The organism is Novosphingobium sp. FW305-C-111 (genome assembly GCF_058783565.1).
Window position 1 is genome coordinate 72,398 of record NZ_JBYSYP010000004.1, and the last position, 16,270, is coordinate 88,667.

Here is a 16,270-nt window from a genome sequence, read left to right on the forward strand (position 1 = left end):
TCAAGGAACGTAGCTGCTGCCCAGCGCGGTCGTTCGCAGCACCGTCTGCAAAGCAGCGCGGTAAAGGCTCGCCAGCCGGGCATGCCCGCCCGTGGCCGGATGCAGCGCGTCGACATAAAGGCTGGTGTCGGCGCACGCGGTCGTCGGACCCATGACCGGGTCGCTTGCAAGATCCAACACGAGATCCGCCCCCGCTGCGTTGGCCACCACGGCGGCGTTGTAGGCTTGGCGTTCGTTCTCCATCGCCGCCGACCAGCCGCTGGAACCGGTCCGGGGCAGGATCGTGCAGATCACCACCTTGTAGCCCAGACCCTTGAGGTACGTGACGTAAGGTGTTGCGGTGTTGGCATAGAGCGTCGCGCCCGCCGTGCTCGCCAGGTCGTTGGTGCCCGCCTGCATGAAAAACACGCAGGGCCTCCCCGCGTTGTAGAGGTTGGTCGAAAACCGCGTCCGCGCAGCATACTGCGTCGCCAGCGTCGTCCCATGGATGGCCGAGTTGACGACCTCGCCCTCCTTGCGCAGCCCCATCTGGCGGACGGTGTTGAGCAGCCTTGCCGCACCCGATCCTTCCAAGATCGAGTCGCCGTTGAACACGGCGGTGTACTGGAACGCGGTCGGTACCTCGCAGGCGGCGTTGAGCGCCGTTACCACCGCAGGGCCGGTCGTCGTGTTGGAGAGCATCTGGCTGTAGAGCGCCATGCCGAATAGCGCATACATTCCGTTGAAGGCCGATCCGCCGAAGATCGACTTGCCCAGTGTCAGCCGCCCGATGGTCGACGACGTCAGCGCCACGCCCTGCCCGCGCCAGCTTTCCTTGCTGTAGACATAGCTTGTCGAAGGACCGAACGCATAGCCGACCGTCGCCTTGCTGGCGCGCGGTTCGGCGACGTTGCTCGAGCGCGTATCGGTCCCGCTGCGGACGGTCACCGCGCCGTTCTGGATATAGAGTTCCTGCTGCCCGGTGGAGAACCCGCCGCTTTCAGAGCCGGTGAAGAACCCGAACGAGTTGTAGCTCGTCTTCAGCTCCGCCACCGCAAATGCGGAAAGCGCCGTCCGGTCGAGCGCGATGGCGTCGAGCACCATGTTCTTGTCGGCCGCGACCAGGAAGGCGTTCGTCGTCCGCCCGTATCCGTCGAACAGGATCGGCACTGCGTTGCCGGTCTTCTGGGCGGGATCGAATGACGGCTGGTTCGCGACGGTGCCCTGGATCAGGTTCCGCCCATTGCCGGTCTGGTCGAAGATGGTCGTCACCGTCGCGGTCGATGATCCGATCCACGCCGCGATTCCGGGGTAATCGGGATAATCCCCGCCACTTTGCGCCGCGACGTTCAGCGTCGCGCCGTCGCTCGCACGGCGCAGCGTGAAGAGGTTTCCGGCGTAGCCCGACACGAGCCGGTGCGCGCCCCACACCGCCCAGGGCGCAGTTGCGGCGGTGTTGAGGTAGCCCGGCGCGGTGACCGCCGCAGCGGCAACAATGACGGTCACGTTTGAAACGCGCGGCGAGTTGGCGCTGTCCGCCAGCGTTTCGGTTAACGCGAAGTTGTAGGTGCCGGCGACTGTCGGAGTTCCGCCGATCGTCCGCGCGGCGCTGTTGAGCGTCATCCCGTCCGGAACCGTCCCGGAGATGACCGATCCGGCGGTGGCGCCGACAATGCCGATGCTGGTCGCCGCCCCCACAGTCGCGATCGTGGCCGAAAGGGTCAGTGCCAACAGGTCTGGCTGCTCGAACACGTTGCCTACGCTGATCGAGAGCACCGTGTCACGCGGACTGTTGCTGGCGCCAGCAAGGGTTTCCCGGACGGTGATCGAGCGCACCGAACCCGCTTCGAAATCGCAGGCGACCGCGCCGGCAACCACATCGCCGCCAACGATGGCGAAGCGGTTTCCGTCGTTCGCAAGAAGCGAGACTGTCGATCCGGCGGTACGCCCGGAGAGGGTCCCGACCACGACGCCGGCGGCGCTGTTCTCGGCCAGCGTGGCCGATGTCAGCACCAGCGGCGCGAGCGTCACCACGGGTGGCTGCTGGGACAAGCGGGTCCGGCGACGGCCCGCTCCGAAGCCGAACCGCGCCATCAGGCGAGCGCCACGATATCGGCGGCGGTCGTTCCGGTCGCCTTGACGAGCCGCGCCCGCACGTCGAGCACCTGCCCGCTCGCGACATTGCGGAACGTCACGTCGGCGCTCGCGCCCATGCCGCGCACGACCACGTTGCCGCCGGTGCCGACATAAAGCGCCTTGGGGATCGGGTTGAGTTCGAGGGTGTCGCTGGCGGTCACCGCGAACGGCGCGCGCGAAGGGCTGGAAGGGGAATCCTGCATCGTATCGAACTGGTCGGAAGCCATCGGTTCTGCTCCTGCTGAGACGGGTCCATCACCCGCGGCGAATCACGATGTTGCCGATTTGTTCTTTTTCGTCCGTGTAGGAAAATTCTTTTTTCAGGTACCGCGGAGCGCGCGCGGCAGACCGCGCAGGAAGCCAACGCTCCAGGCCAGGTGCATGATCGCCGCCGGGATCCCGGCGAGCAGCGCGCAGCCTCCGCCCGCCCGCGATCCTACGAGAAGCCCGCCGCCGAGCACCAGCCCGAGATAGCCGGCAAGCGGCAGGATCGCCGCCCAGAACCAGGGCGCGGCCAGCGCGAGCAGCATCGCCGCCGGGACAGCCAGCGGCAGCAGCTGGCGAAGCTTGGGCCGCTGGCGATGCAGCCCCAGCGTGCGCGCCCTGCCCTGCCCGTACCCGCGATACTGACGCCACAAGGACCGGGCCTCGCGGCGCGGGTAATAGACGATAGCCTGCGCCGGCTCGAGCCAGATGCGCCCGCCGGCGGCAGCCAGCCGCAAGTCGAGCTCGGCGTCCTCGTTGTGGCTCATGTCCTCGCGGTAGCCACCGACCCTGCGGTACAGGTCGAGCCGCATCAGGGCGTGGTGCCCGTGATCGACGAACCGGCCCTCCCCGAGGTGCCGGTGCGGCGAACCGCCGGTGCCCAGCACCGAGTTTTGCGCCGCCGCAACTGCGCGCTGGAAACAGGCGAAGCCGCGTGTGATCATGGGCACGACGACACTCGTCGCATCGCGCTGCTCCGCTGCGGAAAGGAGCCCAGCGACATAACCGTCCGGATAGTCGCAGTGCGCGTCGATGCGCAGCAGCCAGTCGCAATCCGAGCCGTGCCGGTCGACCGCCAGGTTGAGCCCCGCGGACTGGATGCGCTTAGGGTTGTCGAGCAGAACAACCTCCGCGAACCCGCCCACGATCTCGCGGCTCCCATCGCTGCTGCCGCCGTCCGCAACGACGATCCGGCTGCCCGGTGCCGCCCGCCGCAGCCAGTCGAGCAGGCCCGGCAGGTGCCCTGCCTCGTTCAGGCAGGGAACGACGACCAGGAGCCGGGCAGGATCGCTCATCCGGCGATCGCCGAAAGCAGCTCGGCGCAGTCCCGCTGGTCCGCGAAAAGATCGCGCCGCGCGATCGCGAGCACACGGGCCCGCAGCGGCGCGTACTCCGTCGCGGTCATGTTCCGGAGCACGCCTGCGAACTGCTCGGCCTCGCGCCCTTCCTCGAGCAGCAGGCCCGCATCATGAACGGCGAGCCAGCGCCCTGTCTCGACGTTCGCCAGCGCCACCGGAACCGCGCCGAAGCACGAGGCTTCGTAGACCCGGTTGGGCAGGAGCCAGGTCGAGTTCAGGCCTTCCTCGAAATAGTCGATGCTCCACGCGAAATGACACTGGCCGTAGAGGCCGGGCAACTCCGACGGGGCGTAAGGTCCGTGATAGCGGACATGCGGCCGCGCCACTTGCGCCGCAAAGTCGGGAAACTCCGCGGGGCTCGCCTTGCCCGCGATCAGCACCTCGATCCGCCCCTCTCCCTCATCGGCGAGGCGCAGCAGCGTCGCCAGCGTCTTGCGGCAGCGCAGGTTGCCAAACCAGCCGATCCGCCAGGGCGGTCCCGTCACGGGAAGCGCCGGTGCAGGAGGGGCGCCGTCCAGCGCCAGCAGCTTGTTCTCGACCAGCAGCGCCGGGATGGTGAGCTTCTGCACGGGTTCGAAATACTCGCGGAGAAACGCCGGCGAGGACGACAGCAGCAGCGAGCAGTGCCGCATCAGACCCCGCTCGATCGCGCGCATCACCTGCCCCTTCACTCCGCCACCCAGCAGGCTGCGGTGAATGTCGAGGCTCTCGTAGACCAGCCGCCGCCCGCCCAGCCGGGCTTGCGCCCACCGGCCGAGGACCAGCGTCTCGAGGTTCCGTGCCACGATCACGTCGGCATCGCGGCAGCCCTCGAGCAGCTTTTCCGGCCGGATCACGTTGGCAAAAACCTGACGGGCACGCTGGCCGAGATCGGCGTCGTGCGTGCGACCAAGGGACACTGCTGGCGCACCCGCGACCTCGGCAGGCGCGCGCTCCTCGCGGCAGAAGCCGAGCACGGTCACTTCCGCCCCCGCCGCGCGGAACATGACGATGCGCCGCGCTACCGCTGAGTCAGCCAGGTTGTGAACGAGATAGGCAATCCGGGTCACGCCTGTGTCCAGGGCGCAAAATGAGCCTCCAGCGGCGTCAACGGTACCCGCTCCATCGCCTTGAGCAGTTCGTCCGGAGTTGCTCCGGGGCCGATCAGCTCGCGCGCGCCGTCGCCATAGCGCCACCACTGCGACGAGCGCAGCGCCGCGGCGGTCGTCTCGCTGAAGCGCCGCCGAAGCAGGCGTGCGGGAATACCGGCGACGATCTCGTAAGGCTCGACGTCTCGGGTCACGACGGCCCCGGCTGCGACCACGGCCCCGTCGCCGATCGTCACCCCGGCCACCACCACCACGTTGTCACCGATCCACACGTCGTGGCCGATCCGGGTCTGCGGATCGCGGATGAAGTCCGGCGAAGCGGCCGACGGATGCGTGGTGAAGCAATCGACATCGTGCCGGGCCGCGCCGAGCGAGCAGCGCCGTCCGATCGAGCAGAATCGTCCGATATCGATGTTCCGCAGCAGAGAATCGTTGGCGTAGCTGCGATAGCCGACCCGGATCGGCCCGAGCAGCGTGCACCCGGCAAGGGTCACCTTGCCCTCGGTCAGCACGTCGCGGCTGGGCGCCGCCGGTCTCCGGCCCATCAACTTGCGAATCATGCCCCCTCGCTAACCGGCAGCCGCCCGGGAGGGCAGCGCGATACTTGTCCATTTAGGTTCAAAATCAGGGCATGGCGAGGCGCGATTGAGCCGGTATAGCCTTGGTTCATGTGGGGGCTCTGGCGATTCCGGCGTTTGGTGGCGAGGCAGGCGGAGCGTCGCCGCCTTCGCCAGGCCGAAGCCGCGATCCGCGCGTTTCCGGCTGTGAAGGACAAGCAGCCACACGGACTCGCTAGCGAACTGGTGGTATCGCTGACGTCGTACCCGCCGCGCTTCCCCTTCCTCGCCGCCACGCTGAAGAGCATACTCGACCAGACGGTCGCAGCCGAGCGCACCGTGCTGTGGGTGGCCGCCGCCGACGAGGCCCTCCTGCCTGCCGAAGTCCAGGCGCTGGAGTCTCACGGCCTGACCATCCGGGCCTGCGAGGACTTGCGCTCGTTCAAGAAACTGGTCCCGGCGCTCGCGGAATGGCCCGCAGCGACAATCGTGACGGCCGACGACGACGTGTATTACGCGCCGGACTGGCTGGCCTCGCTTGTCGAGCGCGCCCGGGACGTGCCCGGTGCGGTCGTCGGCGGGCGTGTCCACCGCGCCCGGATCGGCGAGGACGGCGCGCTTCCCCCTTATGCGGAATGGGAACTCGCAACCGCGCTGAAGGCCGTAACCGATCCCCGCGAAATCCTGTTCCCGACCGGGGTTGGCGGGGTGCTCTATCCTCCTCGCGCGCTCTCTTCCGTGGTGCACGACCGCGCGCTTTTCGAAGCGCTGTGTCCCAACGCCGACGACGTGTGGTTCTTCTGGATGGCTCGCCTCGCCGGAACGCCCCATGTCGGCATCGGCAGCGACTCCCCGCCGGTCCCGTGGGACGGATCGCAGGACAGTGCATTGTTCCATGACAACTGGCTTGGCGGCGGCAACAATCCCCAGATCGCGGCGATGGAGCGGCATTTCGGGCGGCTTCCCGAACTCGCGCCTGATGCGTTAGCGGTCGCCCCATGACGCGGATCTCGTTCATCGTCCCCACCTTCAACCGCGCCCGATATCTGGGCGAGGCACTCGACTCGATTCTCGCGCAGATGGGTTCGGATGACGAACTGCTGGTCATCGACGATGGCTCGACCGACGGAACCGACGAGGTGGCGGCGACCCGGGCATCCCGCGTTCGCTACATGCGCCAGGACAACGCCGGCAAGGCGGTCGCACTCAACCGCGGCATGGCCGAAACTACCGGCCGCTACGTGTGGATCTGCGACGATGACGACGTCCAGCGCCCCGGCATCGTCGAGCCTATGGTGGAATTGCTCGAAAGCTCCGGGGCGGGGTTCGTATTCGGGCGCTACAGCCGCTTCAGCGAGGACGGGGCCGGCAAGCGCACCGACATGGGCACTGGGTACTGGCCCGACCTGACCGGGGGCAGCCTCGCCAGGCACATCCTCGAAGACGCCTTCGTAATGCAGAACGCAGCGCTCGTCCGGCGCGAGGCCTATGCGGCGGTCGGCCCCTTCGCGGAGCGGATGCTGCGATCGCTCGACTACGAAATGTTCGTCCGGCTCGTGGTCACCGTGCCGGCCGCGTACCTCGACCGGTTCATTTTCGACCAGCGCAAACACGACGGTGTGCGCGGTCCGGCCAGCATGCTTCACGCAGCGAGCGCGTCGGACAATGTCTGGGCAGAGTTTGATCGGCGCATCTTCGAGAACCTGCACCGGGCGGTTCCGCTCGCTCTGTTCGAGGGGATGTTTGCCTGCGATGACCACGTCCTCCTGCGCCGCGCCGCGTTGCTGCAGCGCGCCGCGGTGATGGTCCGTCATGGCTGCTGGGATGAAGCGCTGGTCGACCTTGAAACGGCCGCGACCTTGGATGTTCGCAAGCTCGAGGCCGGTGAAATCGCGATTTGCCGGCGCGCCATGTCCGGCAAGCACGGATTTGCAGGACTCGCAGGATCGTCCCATGCAGCTACCCTGCGCGCCCTGTCGGAAAGCAAGGTGGGCCGCGAGATCGTGAGCCAGATGTTCGCCGGCACCTTGTGGCGCATTCGCCGCGGTTCGCCCGAGGAGCGTTCGATGACCATCGCAGCGATGCGCGACGTACTCGGAACTGCGCGGTCTATCGCTCTCGCCATGACTCGCGGCGGATCGGCGAGCAGTGGACAGCAGGTGTTCGAACGCGCCGCCATTTCGCACGATGCGCTGCTGCCACCAGGGAGCGTGCCGCCCGCAGGGGACAGTTCGATGGAGCGCGCGCGATGAGCGGTCCGGTTGCGGTCATCGTCCCGGCCTATAACGCGGCCTCGACCATCGCCGCGACGCTGCGATCGCTTCTGGCGGAAGCCGATGTCGGCGAGGTCATCGTCGTCGACGACGCATCGACCGACGAAACGGTGGCTGTCGCGACCGCGGCCGGCGAAGGATCGGCCCGTCTGCGGATTCTTTCCCAGCCGATCAATGGCGGTCCGGCCCGGGCGCGCAACCGGGCGATCGCGGAGACGACCCTGCCCTTCCTGGCGATCGTGGATGCCGACGATCTCATCAGGCCCGGCCGTTTCGCCAGGCTGCTTGCCGTGCGTGACGGGGCCTGGGATTTCGTGGCCGACAACATCGCGTTCGTGCCGGAAGCGGCAGCGATGGATCCGGCAAGCTTCGCAATGCCGTCCGGCATCGAGCGGCACAGGCGCATCGGCCTCGAAGCGTTCGTGCGCGGAAACATTCCAGACCCGCTACGCCCCCGCGGCGAGCTGGGTTTCCTCAAGCCGCTGATCCGCCGAGAGTTCATCACCGCTGCCGGACTGACTTACGACGAACGCCTGCGGCTCGGCGAAGATTACATTTTCTATGCTCGGGCTCTTGCGGCAGGCGCGCGGTTCATGGTGACATCAGACTGCGGCTACATCGCCATTCAGCGCGCGCGCTCGCTCAGCGGCTCCCACCGGACGACTGATCTCGAGGAATTGCTCGAAGCGGACCGCACCCTGCACCGCGACCTTGCAGAAGCCGGCTTCAGCGGGAGCCTGATCGGACTGCTGGACCGGCACATTGCTTCGCTGGAGGAAAAGGTCGCAGTCCGGCGATTGCTCGACGAGGCACGCGAGGTCGGGCGCCCCCGCGCTATCGGCGAAGCGATGGCCCACCCAGCGCAGCTTGTCCGCTCGGTAATGGCCCTGCGACGGGACCGGAAAAGCGCCAACATGCCGCAGATCGAGCGACGGCGGCTCCTCGACGATGGTTTTTTCGATTGGTAAACCTGTCACCCTCTGGCGAAGAACCCGCTCTGCCGCCTGAGTCCGAGACGACGCATCGCGGCGCTGATGATCTCGCGCAGGACCGGCCGCGCGACCGAAAGCGCGCTCCGGAAAGCCGGTGCGAACCCACCGACATCGCGTGATATCGCCATCAGGCCGGGTACGTTGAGATCGCCCATGGCCCGGGCGAAAAGCCAGCGGCGGCGCTCCTCGACGTGCGCATCGATCGCCGGCGCGTATTGCGGATAGGCTTTGCGGAAGGGCTCCGCGACCAGCTGCGCGGAGCGCAGCATCTGCGCGGCGTTGCCTGACATGTTCCCGCGCATCCGGCGATAACCGACCATGACGTCAGGTACGCAGGCAAATTCGCATCGTTCGGCCAGCTTGAGGCCGACCTGCCAGTCCTCCCCGCCCTGTGCGCCCTGTTCGCGCAGCAGCGGGTCATATCCGCCGACCTCCAGAAGAAGGTCGCGCCGCATCATCGCATTGCTGCCATTCCCGATGAAATCCTCCCGCAGCAGGGCCTCGAGCGCACGTCCCTCGACCTGCCGGCGCGTGCCCGGCCAGAGCAGCCGGTCATCGGCATCGATGGCGTCGAAAAAGCAATAGACGAGCCCCACATTGGGTGCGCCTTCGAAAGCGCGAAGCTGCCACTCCAGCTTTTGCGGCGTCCACAAGTCGTCCGCGTCGACAGGGGCGACAAAGTCCGCGCGGGCGAGCTTGATGCCCGTATTGCGGGCGGTGGCGACGCCGGAATTGGGCTGCGAGTGAATCGTGATACGCGGATCGCTCGCCATGGCGGCGCGAACGAGCTCCGGTCCACGGTCCGTCGAGCCGTCGTCGACCACGATGATCTCGATGGCGCGAATCGTCTGCGCCTGCACGCTGCGCAAGGTTCGCCCGATCGTGCGTTCGGCATTGCCCAACGGAATGATCACCGAAACGCGCGGGGAAGCGTCCGAAGCGTAGCCAGTTGTCATCTCTGCCGCCCCTCGCCGTAACCACGGCGGTCATGCTACGGCAAGTTGCGCCATGGCAAGAAAGATATGCGCTGGATCGTATCGGATGCAACTCGTCACCATCGACGGGCAAACCTTTGCTAAGGCAGCCGAATGGGGGAAGGTCTGCTCAACGACGGCGCAAGAGAATCGGACGCAGGGTCGTTACGACGGCGATTGCGCCTGCTTCGCGACAGCCTGCCGGCGCGGGTCGCGGCAGCAGGTCGCCGCCCGTTGATCGCGGGATTCGCCACCGGTGCGCTGGTGCTCGTCATCGCTGCCGTCATCACCTGGACGTTCTGGGCTGACCGGCTGGTGCCAATGCCCGCGCCCGACCAGCAGCGGCTGGCGATCGTCAACTCGACCGCCCCGCCCCCGCTCCTCGCGCCAGACCTGATGCCGGTGACCGAGGATGACGCCCGGGCAATCAATGCGAAGATGCCCTTCGCCACGCTGCACCCCGTCGCGGCCAAGCCGCTGCGCTTCACGGGCAGCAACGAAGACCTCGCCCGCGCGGTGGACTGCCTCGCTGCCGCCGCCTGGTACGAAGCCGGAGGCGATGCGACCGGGCAGCGCGCGGTGATCCAGACCGTGATCAACCGCTCGCGCCACCCCGCCTTTCCCGCCTCGATCTGCGGCGTGGTATTCCAGGGGTCCGAGCGGCGGACTGGTTGCCAGTTCACTTTCACCTGCGACGGCGCGATGGGCCGGACGCCCTCGCCCACCGCGTGGCAGGCGGCCCGGCAACGCGCGACCGCCGCACTGACCGGGGAGGTCTATGCCCCGATCGGATACGCGACCCATTACCATGCCGACTACGTCGTGCCGTACTGGGCCTCGTCGCTCGACAAGATCGCAATGGTCGGGCCGCACATTTTCTACCGCTGGCCAGGGCACTGGGGCACGCCGGCGTCCTTCCGCGGCGGCGTTGCGGGGCAGGAACCGGTCGAGCCGCTTCTTGCGCGTCTCTCCCCCTCCCATGCGGTCGTACCGGAAAGCGCCGACGCCAGTTCCGAAGCGGAACTTGCGACTGCGCCGACCGCTGCCCCGCCTCTCTCGCCCGGGCTCATGCCCAAGGTTTCGGAAACCGCGCTGCGCGGCTCCGCGGTACGCGACGCGAACGCCGATGGTTCGGCGGTGTTCCTCAAGCTCGATCCCGCCGCTTTCGCGGGCTCGTATGCGATGACGTCGCTGGCCCTGTGCAAGGGCAAGCGCACGTGCCGCGTGCTAGGCTGGCGTGACGACGGCTCGGTCTCGCGCGCCTTGCCGCTGGGCGATGCCAGCGCACGCCAGCTCTCGTTCCTTTACGTCAAGGACATGAAGCGCGGCATCGACAGGGCCTGGTGGAACTGCGGGCAGATTTCGCGCAGCGACTCCGGCCAGTGCCTGCCCGCCGACCCGGCCGCGGTCCGCAAGTTGATCGATCCGGAATGATACATAACCCGCGGAACCGGACCAGTCCCGACTTTTACTTTGCCGGTTCGAATGTTAGCACGCGCCTCATGCCCGGCTACCGAAAGGTCGCGACCTTGTTCCTGAAGCGTTTCCTCGCTGCTCTCGCCATCGCTCTGACCGCGTTGCCGTTGTCCGCCTGCAGCGCGAAAGCGCCCTTGGCGGTCAGCGATCCGACCCCGCCGGTCTATCAGCTGGGCGTGGGCGACAAGGTCCGCGTCACCGTGTTCGGCGAAGAGGAACTGACCGGTGAATACGCCGTCGGCCCCGACGGCTCGCTGGCATTGCCGCTGATCGGCAACATCGCCGCCAGCGGGCGGACTCCGGGTGACCTTCAGGCTGACATCGCCGACAAGCTGTCACCGGAATACATTCTCGATCCGCGGGTGAGCATCGACGTGCTGACCTATCGTCCGTTCTACATTCTCGGCGAAGTCAACAAGCCTGGCGAGTATCCCTACAGCGCCGACCAGTTGACGGTTGCCCAGGCGGTCGCGGTGGCCGGCGGCTTCACGTATCGCGCCAACACAAAGACAGTCTTCATCCGCCACAAGGACGAACAGTCGGAATCGAAGTACTCGATCAAGGACGGCAAGCCGGTCTGGGTGCGTCCCGGCGACACTATCCGGATCGGCGAACGCTACTTCTGAGGACTGAGCCCGGGAGGGCCGCAACATGTATACGGACGGCGGCGCCAGTCGCGAGCAGCGCGAAGCGGACCCTACGTTCGACGCGTTCATCGTTGCCTGGTGCATGCTCACCGGACTGTTGCCGCTATTCGTCAAAAGCTTCACCGGGATCTTCTTCATCGCCATCCCGGTGATATTCGCCTACCTGCGCTATGAGCGGATCATGCCGATGCTCAGCCGGACCTGGCCGCTGCTGGCGATCGGCGGCTGGGCGGTGCTTTCGGCGTTCTGGTCGCCTTATCCCGGCGAGACGGTCTATTACGGGCTGCAGCTTGGCCTGACGATCTTCGCGGCCTGCATCATCGGCGCGGCGACCGATCCGCGGCAGACCGTGAACGGCATGTTCTATGCCTTTCTCATACACGGCATCGCCGTGTTCACGTATGGTCTGGGCCAGGGCGACCTGTTCCCGATCGATTTCAACGGCTTTCCTTTCGTCGGGCTGGCCGGAAGCAAGAACACCACCGCCGACATGGCTGCGCTGGGCGTTCTCGCCGCGCTTGCGATGCTGGTCCTGGGATTGCGCGAGGTCCGCCCGGTGGCCGTCCTTCTTAGCCTGTTCCTGATCGGACTGGACGCGATCATCATCGTCGCCGCCCGATCGGCCGGCGCCTATGCCGCGCTGACGCTCGCGGTCGTATTCTTCATCGGCTGGGCGATCACGTCATCCTGGCCGATCGTCGCCCGCACCGCGATCATGATGAGCGCTGCCGTTTTCGCAATCATGGCGGCGATCACCCGAAACCAGTGGTTCCCGGTGGTGTTCGAACGATATCTCGCGATCTCGGGCAAGGACGAAGGGCTCACCGGCCGGGATTACATCTGGTGCCGGGCCGAGGTCCTGGTTTCTCAGCGCCCATGGTTCGGTCGCGGATTCGCCTCGTTCTGGATCGAAGGCGATCTGGAGCCGACAGCGATCTGGGACACAATGTACGTGGCCAATCACGTCGGCTTCAATTTCCACAGCAGCGTGTACGAGCTGCTCGTCTATTTCGGCTACGTTGGCCTGGTCGGCGTGGCCGCGATCTTCGGGTTTTATATCCTGCTGCTGGCCCGCCGCCTCGTACTGGAGCCGCACCCGATCACGATCCTGTTTGCTTCGCTGATCGCCTACGACGGCTTGCGCTTCAGCTTCGAAGCGCTGCCGCTGGGCATTTTCGCGCACAACACGCTGTTTCTCTATGGCGCGCTCTCGCACGCCGTCGGCCTGGAATTCTTCGGCCGGAAGCGCCCGCGCCGCGCCCATATTCCCCGGCCGCAGCCGGTTTACGTGCGCCGCGCCGCGAAGGTCAGAACCTCACCTTCGCACTAACCATCGCCGAGTTCGTGTCATAGTCGATCGCGCTGACGCCCGAGTGGCGCTGCGAATGCCGCACGCTGGCGGAAATCACGAAGTGGTCGCCGAGGTAATAACGGGCCCCGAATTCGCCCTCGAACTCCCTGCTCCGGGTCGTCGCGCTGACCAGCCGTACCCGCGCATACCGCAGGTCGCCAAACAGGATGACGTCGCGGCGCAGCTCGTGCTCGAACGCGAGGCCGAATTCGTCCCGCAGGTTGCCGGTGGCGAGCGGCGAAACCGTCTCGTCAAGCTTGCGGTCGGCGGTGGCGACGATGCTGGTGAGCGGAGTCACGTTCCACACGAGATCACCGTGGTACGAGAACGCGCTGAATGTCTTGATGCGCGGATCGTCGTAATTGTAGTGGAGATAGCCGACGCGGATCGTGCCCTGGATCAGGTCGGTGATCTCGCGCTGCACGCCCACTTCGATGCGGTATCCGTCGGCGCTGCGATCGACGAACTTGGTCGAATCGAAACCGGGATCGCCGAACCCGATCTGATAGTCGCGCCGCTCGACTTCCCCATGGACGACAAAGCGCGTGGGATCGCGCTTGCCATAGACCAGGTCCAGGCTGCCGGCATACACTCGGAAATCGCGGATTTTCTGCGAGGTATCGACACCCGCCACCCGCACGCTGTCATAGCTGTAATCGGCAACCCGCCCGCCAAGGCGGACCCAGAAGTTGTTGAACTGCCGGCTGGCCGAAGCGCTCGCGAACAGGGTATCGTACTTGGCGCGTTCCTGGCTCGTGCGGTTGGCGTTGAGCGAATAGCGTGATTCCGCAAGCCGCTGGTAACCGCCGTCGAATTCGATGGCCGTGGCTCTATCGACATCGATCCGCCCGCCGGCAGATCCACCGAACTGGGTCACGTCCTCACCGGAATACTTGGCATAGGCGACCTGGTTGACCCACAAGTCGGCTCGCAGTTCGTGCCGCGAGAACAGCGTCTTGAAGGCGATCGACGCACGCGCATCGACCAGCGCGTCGGAACGCTTGTTGGTAGACGAATAGAACACGTTGTCGGTGTATTCACCAGTCACGCCGAACTGCGGGCGGATCTCCAGCGCACCGGCCTTGAAACCCGTGTCACGCAGCTGCTGCTTCTCGCGCTCGGTGCCTTCCTTGACCTCGATCGCGTTCTGCGCTGCCGCGGTGCCCGCACTGATCGTCGCCGTGAGGCCGATCAGCCCGAACGCTCGCCTGAGGCAGGACGTCAAACTTACCCCCATGTCTTCGCCCCGTCCTAGTTCGTGTAATAGCCGCGGAATTGCTTGTGGTAGCTGTAGGTGTCCGTGTAGCCGGTGCTCGCGTAGCTGCGGATATCGACCTGGGTGAGCGCGACGCCGCTGATCCGCGCGCCAGCGGAAATCAGGATATCGGTCGCGGCTTCGGCAGCCCGGATCGAGGTGGTCTTCCACCGGTTGATGAGCAGCACCCGGTCCGCCGCGCTGGCAACGATCCGCGCGTCGGCCAGGCCGAGCAGCGGTGCGGTGTCGATCACGATCACCTGGAACCGGCGGCGCAGGTCCTCGATCAGTCGCTCGATGTTTTCCGTCGTCAGCGGATCCTGTGCCAGTCCTTCGGTGGAGGCCGTGCCGAGCAGATAGAGTCCGCTCGCCTCGTCGAGAACCAGCGCCTCGTCGAGACTTGCGCCGTTGAAATAGTCGTACAAGCCGTTCGAAGTCCGGTTGTTCAGCAAGTGGCTCGACCCCCGGCGACGCAGGTCGCAGTCCACGAGCACCGTTGGAATTCCGTCCATCGCCGAAGTCCGGGCCAGGCAGACAGCGGTGGTGGTCTTGCCTTCCTGCGGCAGCGCCGAGGAAATGGCGATCGCCCGCGACGGCTTCGTCCCACCGCGCCCGCTCAGCAGCAGGAACGCGCGGATCGAACGGAATGCCTCTGCAAAGGTCGACTGCGGATGCGACAAGACATAGTCGTGCGGTTCTTCGGTCGCGCGCAACTTGCCCAGAGTCGAGTTGAGCACGGGTACCGCACCGGCATAGCGCAGGCCGAGACGGTCCTCGACGTCGGCCTTGGTGCGAATGCCGCCTTGCAGGTACTCGGCGATACCAACGGCCCCGACACCGCCCAGGAAGCCGCCCAGCAGCGCGACGAGCGTGACCAACTGGTAGTTCGGGAAAACCGGCCCACCCGGCACGTCGGCGAGCGAATCCACCTGCGTATCGGCGCGCTGCAAACCGACCTGCGCCCCGGTTTCGTGCGCGCGGTTGAGGAACGTCTCGTAAATCGCCTTGGCGGCATCGGCGCGGCGCTGCAGTTCCTGCAAGCCGACCTGCGCCTTGTTGTTCTGTGACAGCGTCCCGGTCGATCGCCCGCGGCTGGCTTCGAGCGAGGCGAGGCGCGAGCCGGCCACGTTCACCTCGGCCTGGAGGTTGGAGAGAATGCGGTCGATTTCGCGCTGGATGTCGGCGCGGATCGCGGTCAGTTCACTCTGTGCCTTGATCAGCTCCGGATATTGCGAGCCATAGCGCGACGTCAGCTGTGCAACCTTGGCCGAGGCCTCCGCCTCGCGAGTACGCAGGGTCCCGATGGTGCCCGAGCCGAGTGCCGCACCCACGTCGGCACCGCCGCCGCCTTTTGCCAGCTGCGCCCGTGCCGACGCCAGCCGACCCTGCTTTTCCGCGAGCTCCGCCTGCGCGACGGCGATCTGCTGGTTGAGCGTCGAAATCTCCTGCTCGGAAAGGCTCATCCCTTCCATGCTGATCAAACCATTGCGGATCTTGTAGTCCTGCAGCGCCGCGTCAGCCGCGGTCGCGTCCTTCTCGAGCTCGGTCGTGCGCTGGCGCAGCCACCCGTCGGCGGCCGAGTTGGTCGCCACCTTGGCGTCCTTGTCCGATGCGACGAATTCGTTGACGTAGAGGTTGGCGATGTCCGCGGCTTCCTGGGCATCCCGGGATTTCGCGGTCACTTCGATGACATAGGTCGACGCGGCGCGATTGATGATGACCATCGATGAAATCGTGCCGGGCAGCTCGTGGCTGGGCACCGTGCGCACCAGCTCGGCCTGCGGATGCGTGGCGGCATAGCGCTCGGCAACGCGCGCAGCGATCGCCGGGGACTGCATCAGCCGTACCTGGGTGTTGACGATGTCGTTGGTCGCGGGCAGCTCCGGCGTCACGGCCTTCACGTCGACGACAGCGTCCGACTGCGGACGCACCAGCAGCGACGACGTAGCGGCATAGATCGGCACCTGGAGGTAGGCCCAGGTGAACACGCCGGCAGCAATCAGCAGGATGACGCCGAGAAACAGCGCCATATGGCGACGGAACGCCACCCAGACAGCGCGGGGATCGGGAAAGAAGTCGCGCCAGCTGCGGCCGGGAAGACGAACGATCTCCCCGTCTTCTGCCCCGAGCATGTCGGGGTCGGGAAATCCGCCTGGATTACTTGCGTTCATTACTCACCACTAGTCGGCGCACACCTGC

At 66.3% G+C, this 16,270-nt stretch carries 14 protein-coding genes; 6 read left to right on the forward strand and 8 right to left on the reverse strand.

Annotation, left to right across the window (positions count from 1 at the left end):
• The 5 genes from AC3WLD_RS06040 to AC3WLD_RS06060 form a co-directional block, all read right to left on the reverse strand.
• Positions 1-2,073 carry an SGNH/GDSL hydrolase family protein gene (locus AC3WLD_RS06040; protein WP_492556042.1) on the reverse strand — a complete coding sequence of 691 codons (2,073 nt, stop codon included), beginning with the start codon at positions 2,071-2,073 and terminating at the stop codon, positions 1-3.
• Positions 2,073-2,342, reverse strand: coding sequence for a spike base protein, RCAP_Rcc01079 family (locus AC3WLD_RS06045; RefSeq protein ID WP_492556043.1), 270 nt, complete (start codon positions 2,340-2,342; stop codon positions 2,073-2,075). Before AC3WLD_RS06045 ends, AC3WLD_RS06040 begins: the two co-directional genes overlap by 1 nt.
• 93 nt (positions 2,343-2,435) lie before the next feature.
• Entirely contained in the window at positions 2,436-3,395 is a 960-nt protein-coding gene (locus AC3WLD_RS06050; RefSeq protein ID WP_492556044.1) for a glycosyltransferase family 2 protein, read from the reverse strand.
• Entirely contained in the window at positions 3,392-4,507 is a 1,116-nt protein-coding gene (locus AC3WLD_RS06055) for a glycosyltransferase (RefSeq protein ID WP_492556045.1), read from the reverse strand. The genes AC3WLD_RS06050 and AC3WLD_RS06055 overlap by 4 nt, the downstream gene beginning before the upstream one ends.
• Positions 4,504-5,106 (reverse strand): CatB-related O-acetyltransferase, encoded by a 603-nt coding sequence (locus AC3WLD_RS06060; RefSeq protein ID WP_492556046.1) that lies wholly within the window; start codon positions 5,104-5,106, stop codon positions 4,504-4,506. Before AC3WLD_RS06060 ends, AC3WLD_RS06055 begins: the two co-directional genes overlap by 4 nt.
• 138 nt (positions 5,107-5,244) lie before the next feature.
• Here AC3WLD_RS06060 and AC3WLD_RS06065 point away from each other — a divergent pair, with 138 nt between their 5' ends.
• Genes AC3WLD_RS06065 through AC3WLD_RS06075 form a run of 3 tightly spaced genes read left to right on the forward strand, consistent with a single transcriptional unit; the run spans position 5,245 to position 8,344 of the window.
• Entirely contained in the window at positions 5,245-6,105 is an 861-nt protein-coding gene (locus AC3WLD_RS06065) for a hypothetical protein (RefSeq protein ID WP_492556047.1), read from the forward strand.
• Entirely contained in the window at positions 6,102-7,355 is a 1,254-nt protein-coding gene (locus tag AC3WLD_RS06070; RefSeq protein WP_492556048.1) for a glycosyltransferase family 2 protein, read from the forward strand. The genes AC3WLD_RS06065 and AC3WLD_RS06070 overlap by 4 nt, the downstream gene beginning before the upstream one ends.
• A complete protein-coding gene (locus AC3WLD_RS06075; RefSeq protein ID WP_492556049.1) occupies positions 7,352-8,344 on the forward strand; it encodes a glycosyltransferase family 2 protein in 993 nt (330 codons plus the stop codon). The genes AC3WLD_RS06070 and AC3WLD_RS06075 overlap by 4 nt, the downstream gene beginning before the upstream one ends.
• 5 nt (positions 8,345-8,349) lie before the next feature.
• On the opposite strand, the gene AC3WLD_RS06080 is transcribed toward AC3WLD_RS06075, so the two are convergent.
• Positions 8,350-9,324: a glycosyltransferase family 2 protein gene (locus AC3WLD_RS06080; protein WP_492556050.1), complete on the reverse strand. Its 975-nt coding sequence runs from the start codon at positions 9,322-9,324 to the stop codon at positions 8,350-8,352.
• 132 nt (positions 9,325-9,456) lie between these two features.
• On the opposite strand from AC3WLD_RS06080, the gene AC3WLD_RS06085 reads away from it, so the two are divergent.
• From AC3WLD_RS06085 to AC3WLD_RS06095, 3 genes are all read left to right on the forward strand, one after another.
• Positions 9,457-10,776: a cell wall hydrolase gene (locus AC3WLD_RS06085; RefSeq protein WP_492556051.1), complete on the forward strand. Its 1,320-nt coding sequence runs from the start codon at positions 9,457-9,459 to the stop codon at positions 10,774-10,776.
• Between the two features lie 68 nt (positions 10,777-10,844).
• A complete protein-coding gene (locus tag AC3WLD_RS06090) occupies positions 10,845-11,444 on the forward strand; it encodes a polysaccharide biosynthesis/export family protein (protein ID WP_492556052.1) in 600 nt (199 codons plus the stop codon).
• Positions 11,445-11,469: 25 nt separating this feature from the next.
• Positions 11,470-12,795 (forward strand): O-antigen ligase family protein, encoded by a 1,326-nt coding sequence (locus AC3WLD_RS06095; RefSeq protein WP_492556053.1) that lies wholly within the window; start codon positions 11,470-11,472, stop codon positions 12,793-12,795.
• On the opposite strand, the gene AC3WLD_RS06100 is transcribed toward AC3WLD_RS06095, so the two are convergent.
• Together AC3WLD_RS06100 and AC3WLD_RS06105 are read right to left on the reverse strand one after the other, a co-directional pair.
• Positions 12,773-14,053, reverse strand: a complete 1,281-nt coding sequence (locus AC3WLD_RS06100; RefSeq protein WP_492556054.1) for an outer membrane beta-barrel protein — start codon at positions 14,051-14,053, stop codon at positions 12,773-12,775. The two genes, AC3WLD_RS06095 and AC3WLD_RS06100, sit on opposite strands and share 23 nt — an antisense overlap.
• 14 nt (positions 14,054-14,067) lie before the next feature.
• A complete protein-coding gene (locus tag AC3WLD_RS06105) occupies positions 14,068-16,203 on the reverse strand; it encodes a GumC family protein (RefSeq protein WP_492556055.1) in 2,136 nt (711 codons plus the stop codon).
• Positions 16,204-16,270 lie beyond the last annotated feature (67 nt).

What these genes read in the sequence shown, in the direction of transcription:
- AC3WLD_RS06040 (WP_492556042.1), bottom strand. Translation starts at nt 2,073, where the DNA reads ATGGCGCGGTTCGGCTTCGGAGCGGGCCGTCGCCGGACCCGCTTGTCC.
- AC3WLD_RS06045 (WP_492556043.1), bottom strand. Translation starts at nt 2,342, where the DNA reads ATGGCTTCCGACCAGTTCGATACGATGCAGGATTCCCCTTCCAGCCCT.
- AC3WLD_RS06050 (WP_492556044.1), bottom strand. Translation starts at nt 3,395, where the DNA reads ATGAGCGATCCTGCCCGGCTCCTGGTCGTCGTTCCCTGCCTGAACGAG.
- AC3WLD_RS06060 (WP_492556046.1), bottom strand. Translation starts at nt 5,106, where the DNA reads ATGATTCGCAAGTTGATGGGCCGGAGACCGGCGGCGCCCAGCCGCGAC.
- AC3WLD_RS06070 (WP_492556048.1), top strand. Translation starts at nt 6,102, where the DNA reads ATGACGCGGATCTCGTTCATCGTCCCCACCTTCAACCGCGCCCGATAT.
- AC3WLD_RS06075 (WP_492556049.1), top strand. Translation starts at nt 7,352, where the DNA reads ATGAGCGGTCCGGTTGCGGTCATCGTCCCGGCCTATAACGCGGCCTCG.
- AC3WLD_RS06080 (WP_492556050.1), bottom strand. Translation starts at nt 9,324, where the DNA reads ATGACAACTGGCTACGCTTCGGACGCTTCCCCGCGCGTTTCGGTGATC.
- AC3WLD_RS06085 (WP_492556051.1), top strand. Translation starts at nt 9,457, where the DNA reads ATGGGGGAAGGTCTGCTCAACGACGGCGCAAGAGAATCGGACGCAGGG.
- AC3WLD_RS06090 (WP_492556052.1), top strand. Translation starts at nt 10,845, where the DNA reads ATGCCCGGCTACCGAAAGGTCGCGACCTTGTTCCTGAAGCGTTTCCTC.
- AC3WLD_RS06095 (WP_492556053.1), top strand. Translation starts at nt 11,470, where the DNA reads ATGTATACGGACGGCGGCGCCAGTCGCGAGCAGCGCGAAGCGGACCCT.
- AC3WLD_RS06100 (WP_492556054.1), bottom strand. Translation starts at nt 14,053, where the DNA reads ATGGGGGTAAGTTTGACGTCCTGCCTCAGGCGAGCGTTCGGGCTGATC.
- AC3WLD_RS06105 (WP_492556055.1), bottom strand. Translation starts at nt 16,203, where the DNA reads ATGCTCGGGGCAGAAGACGGGGAGATCGTTCGTCTTCCCGGCCGCAGC.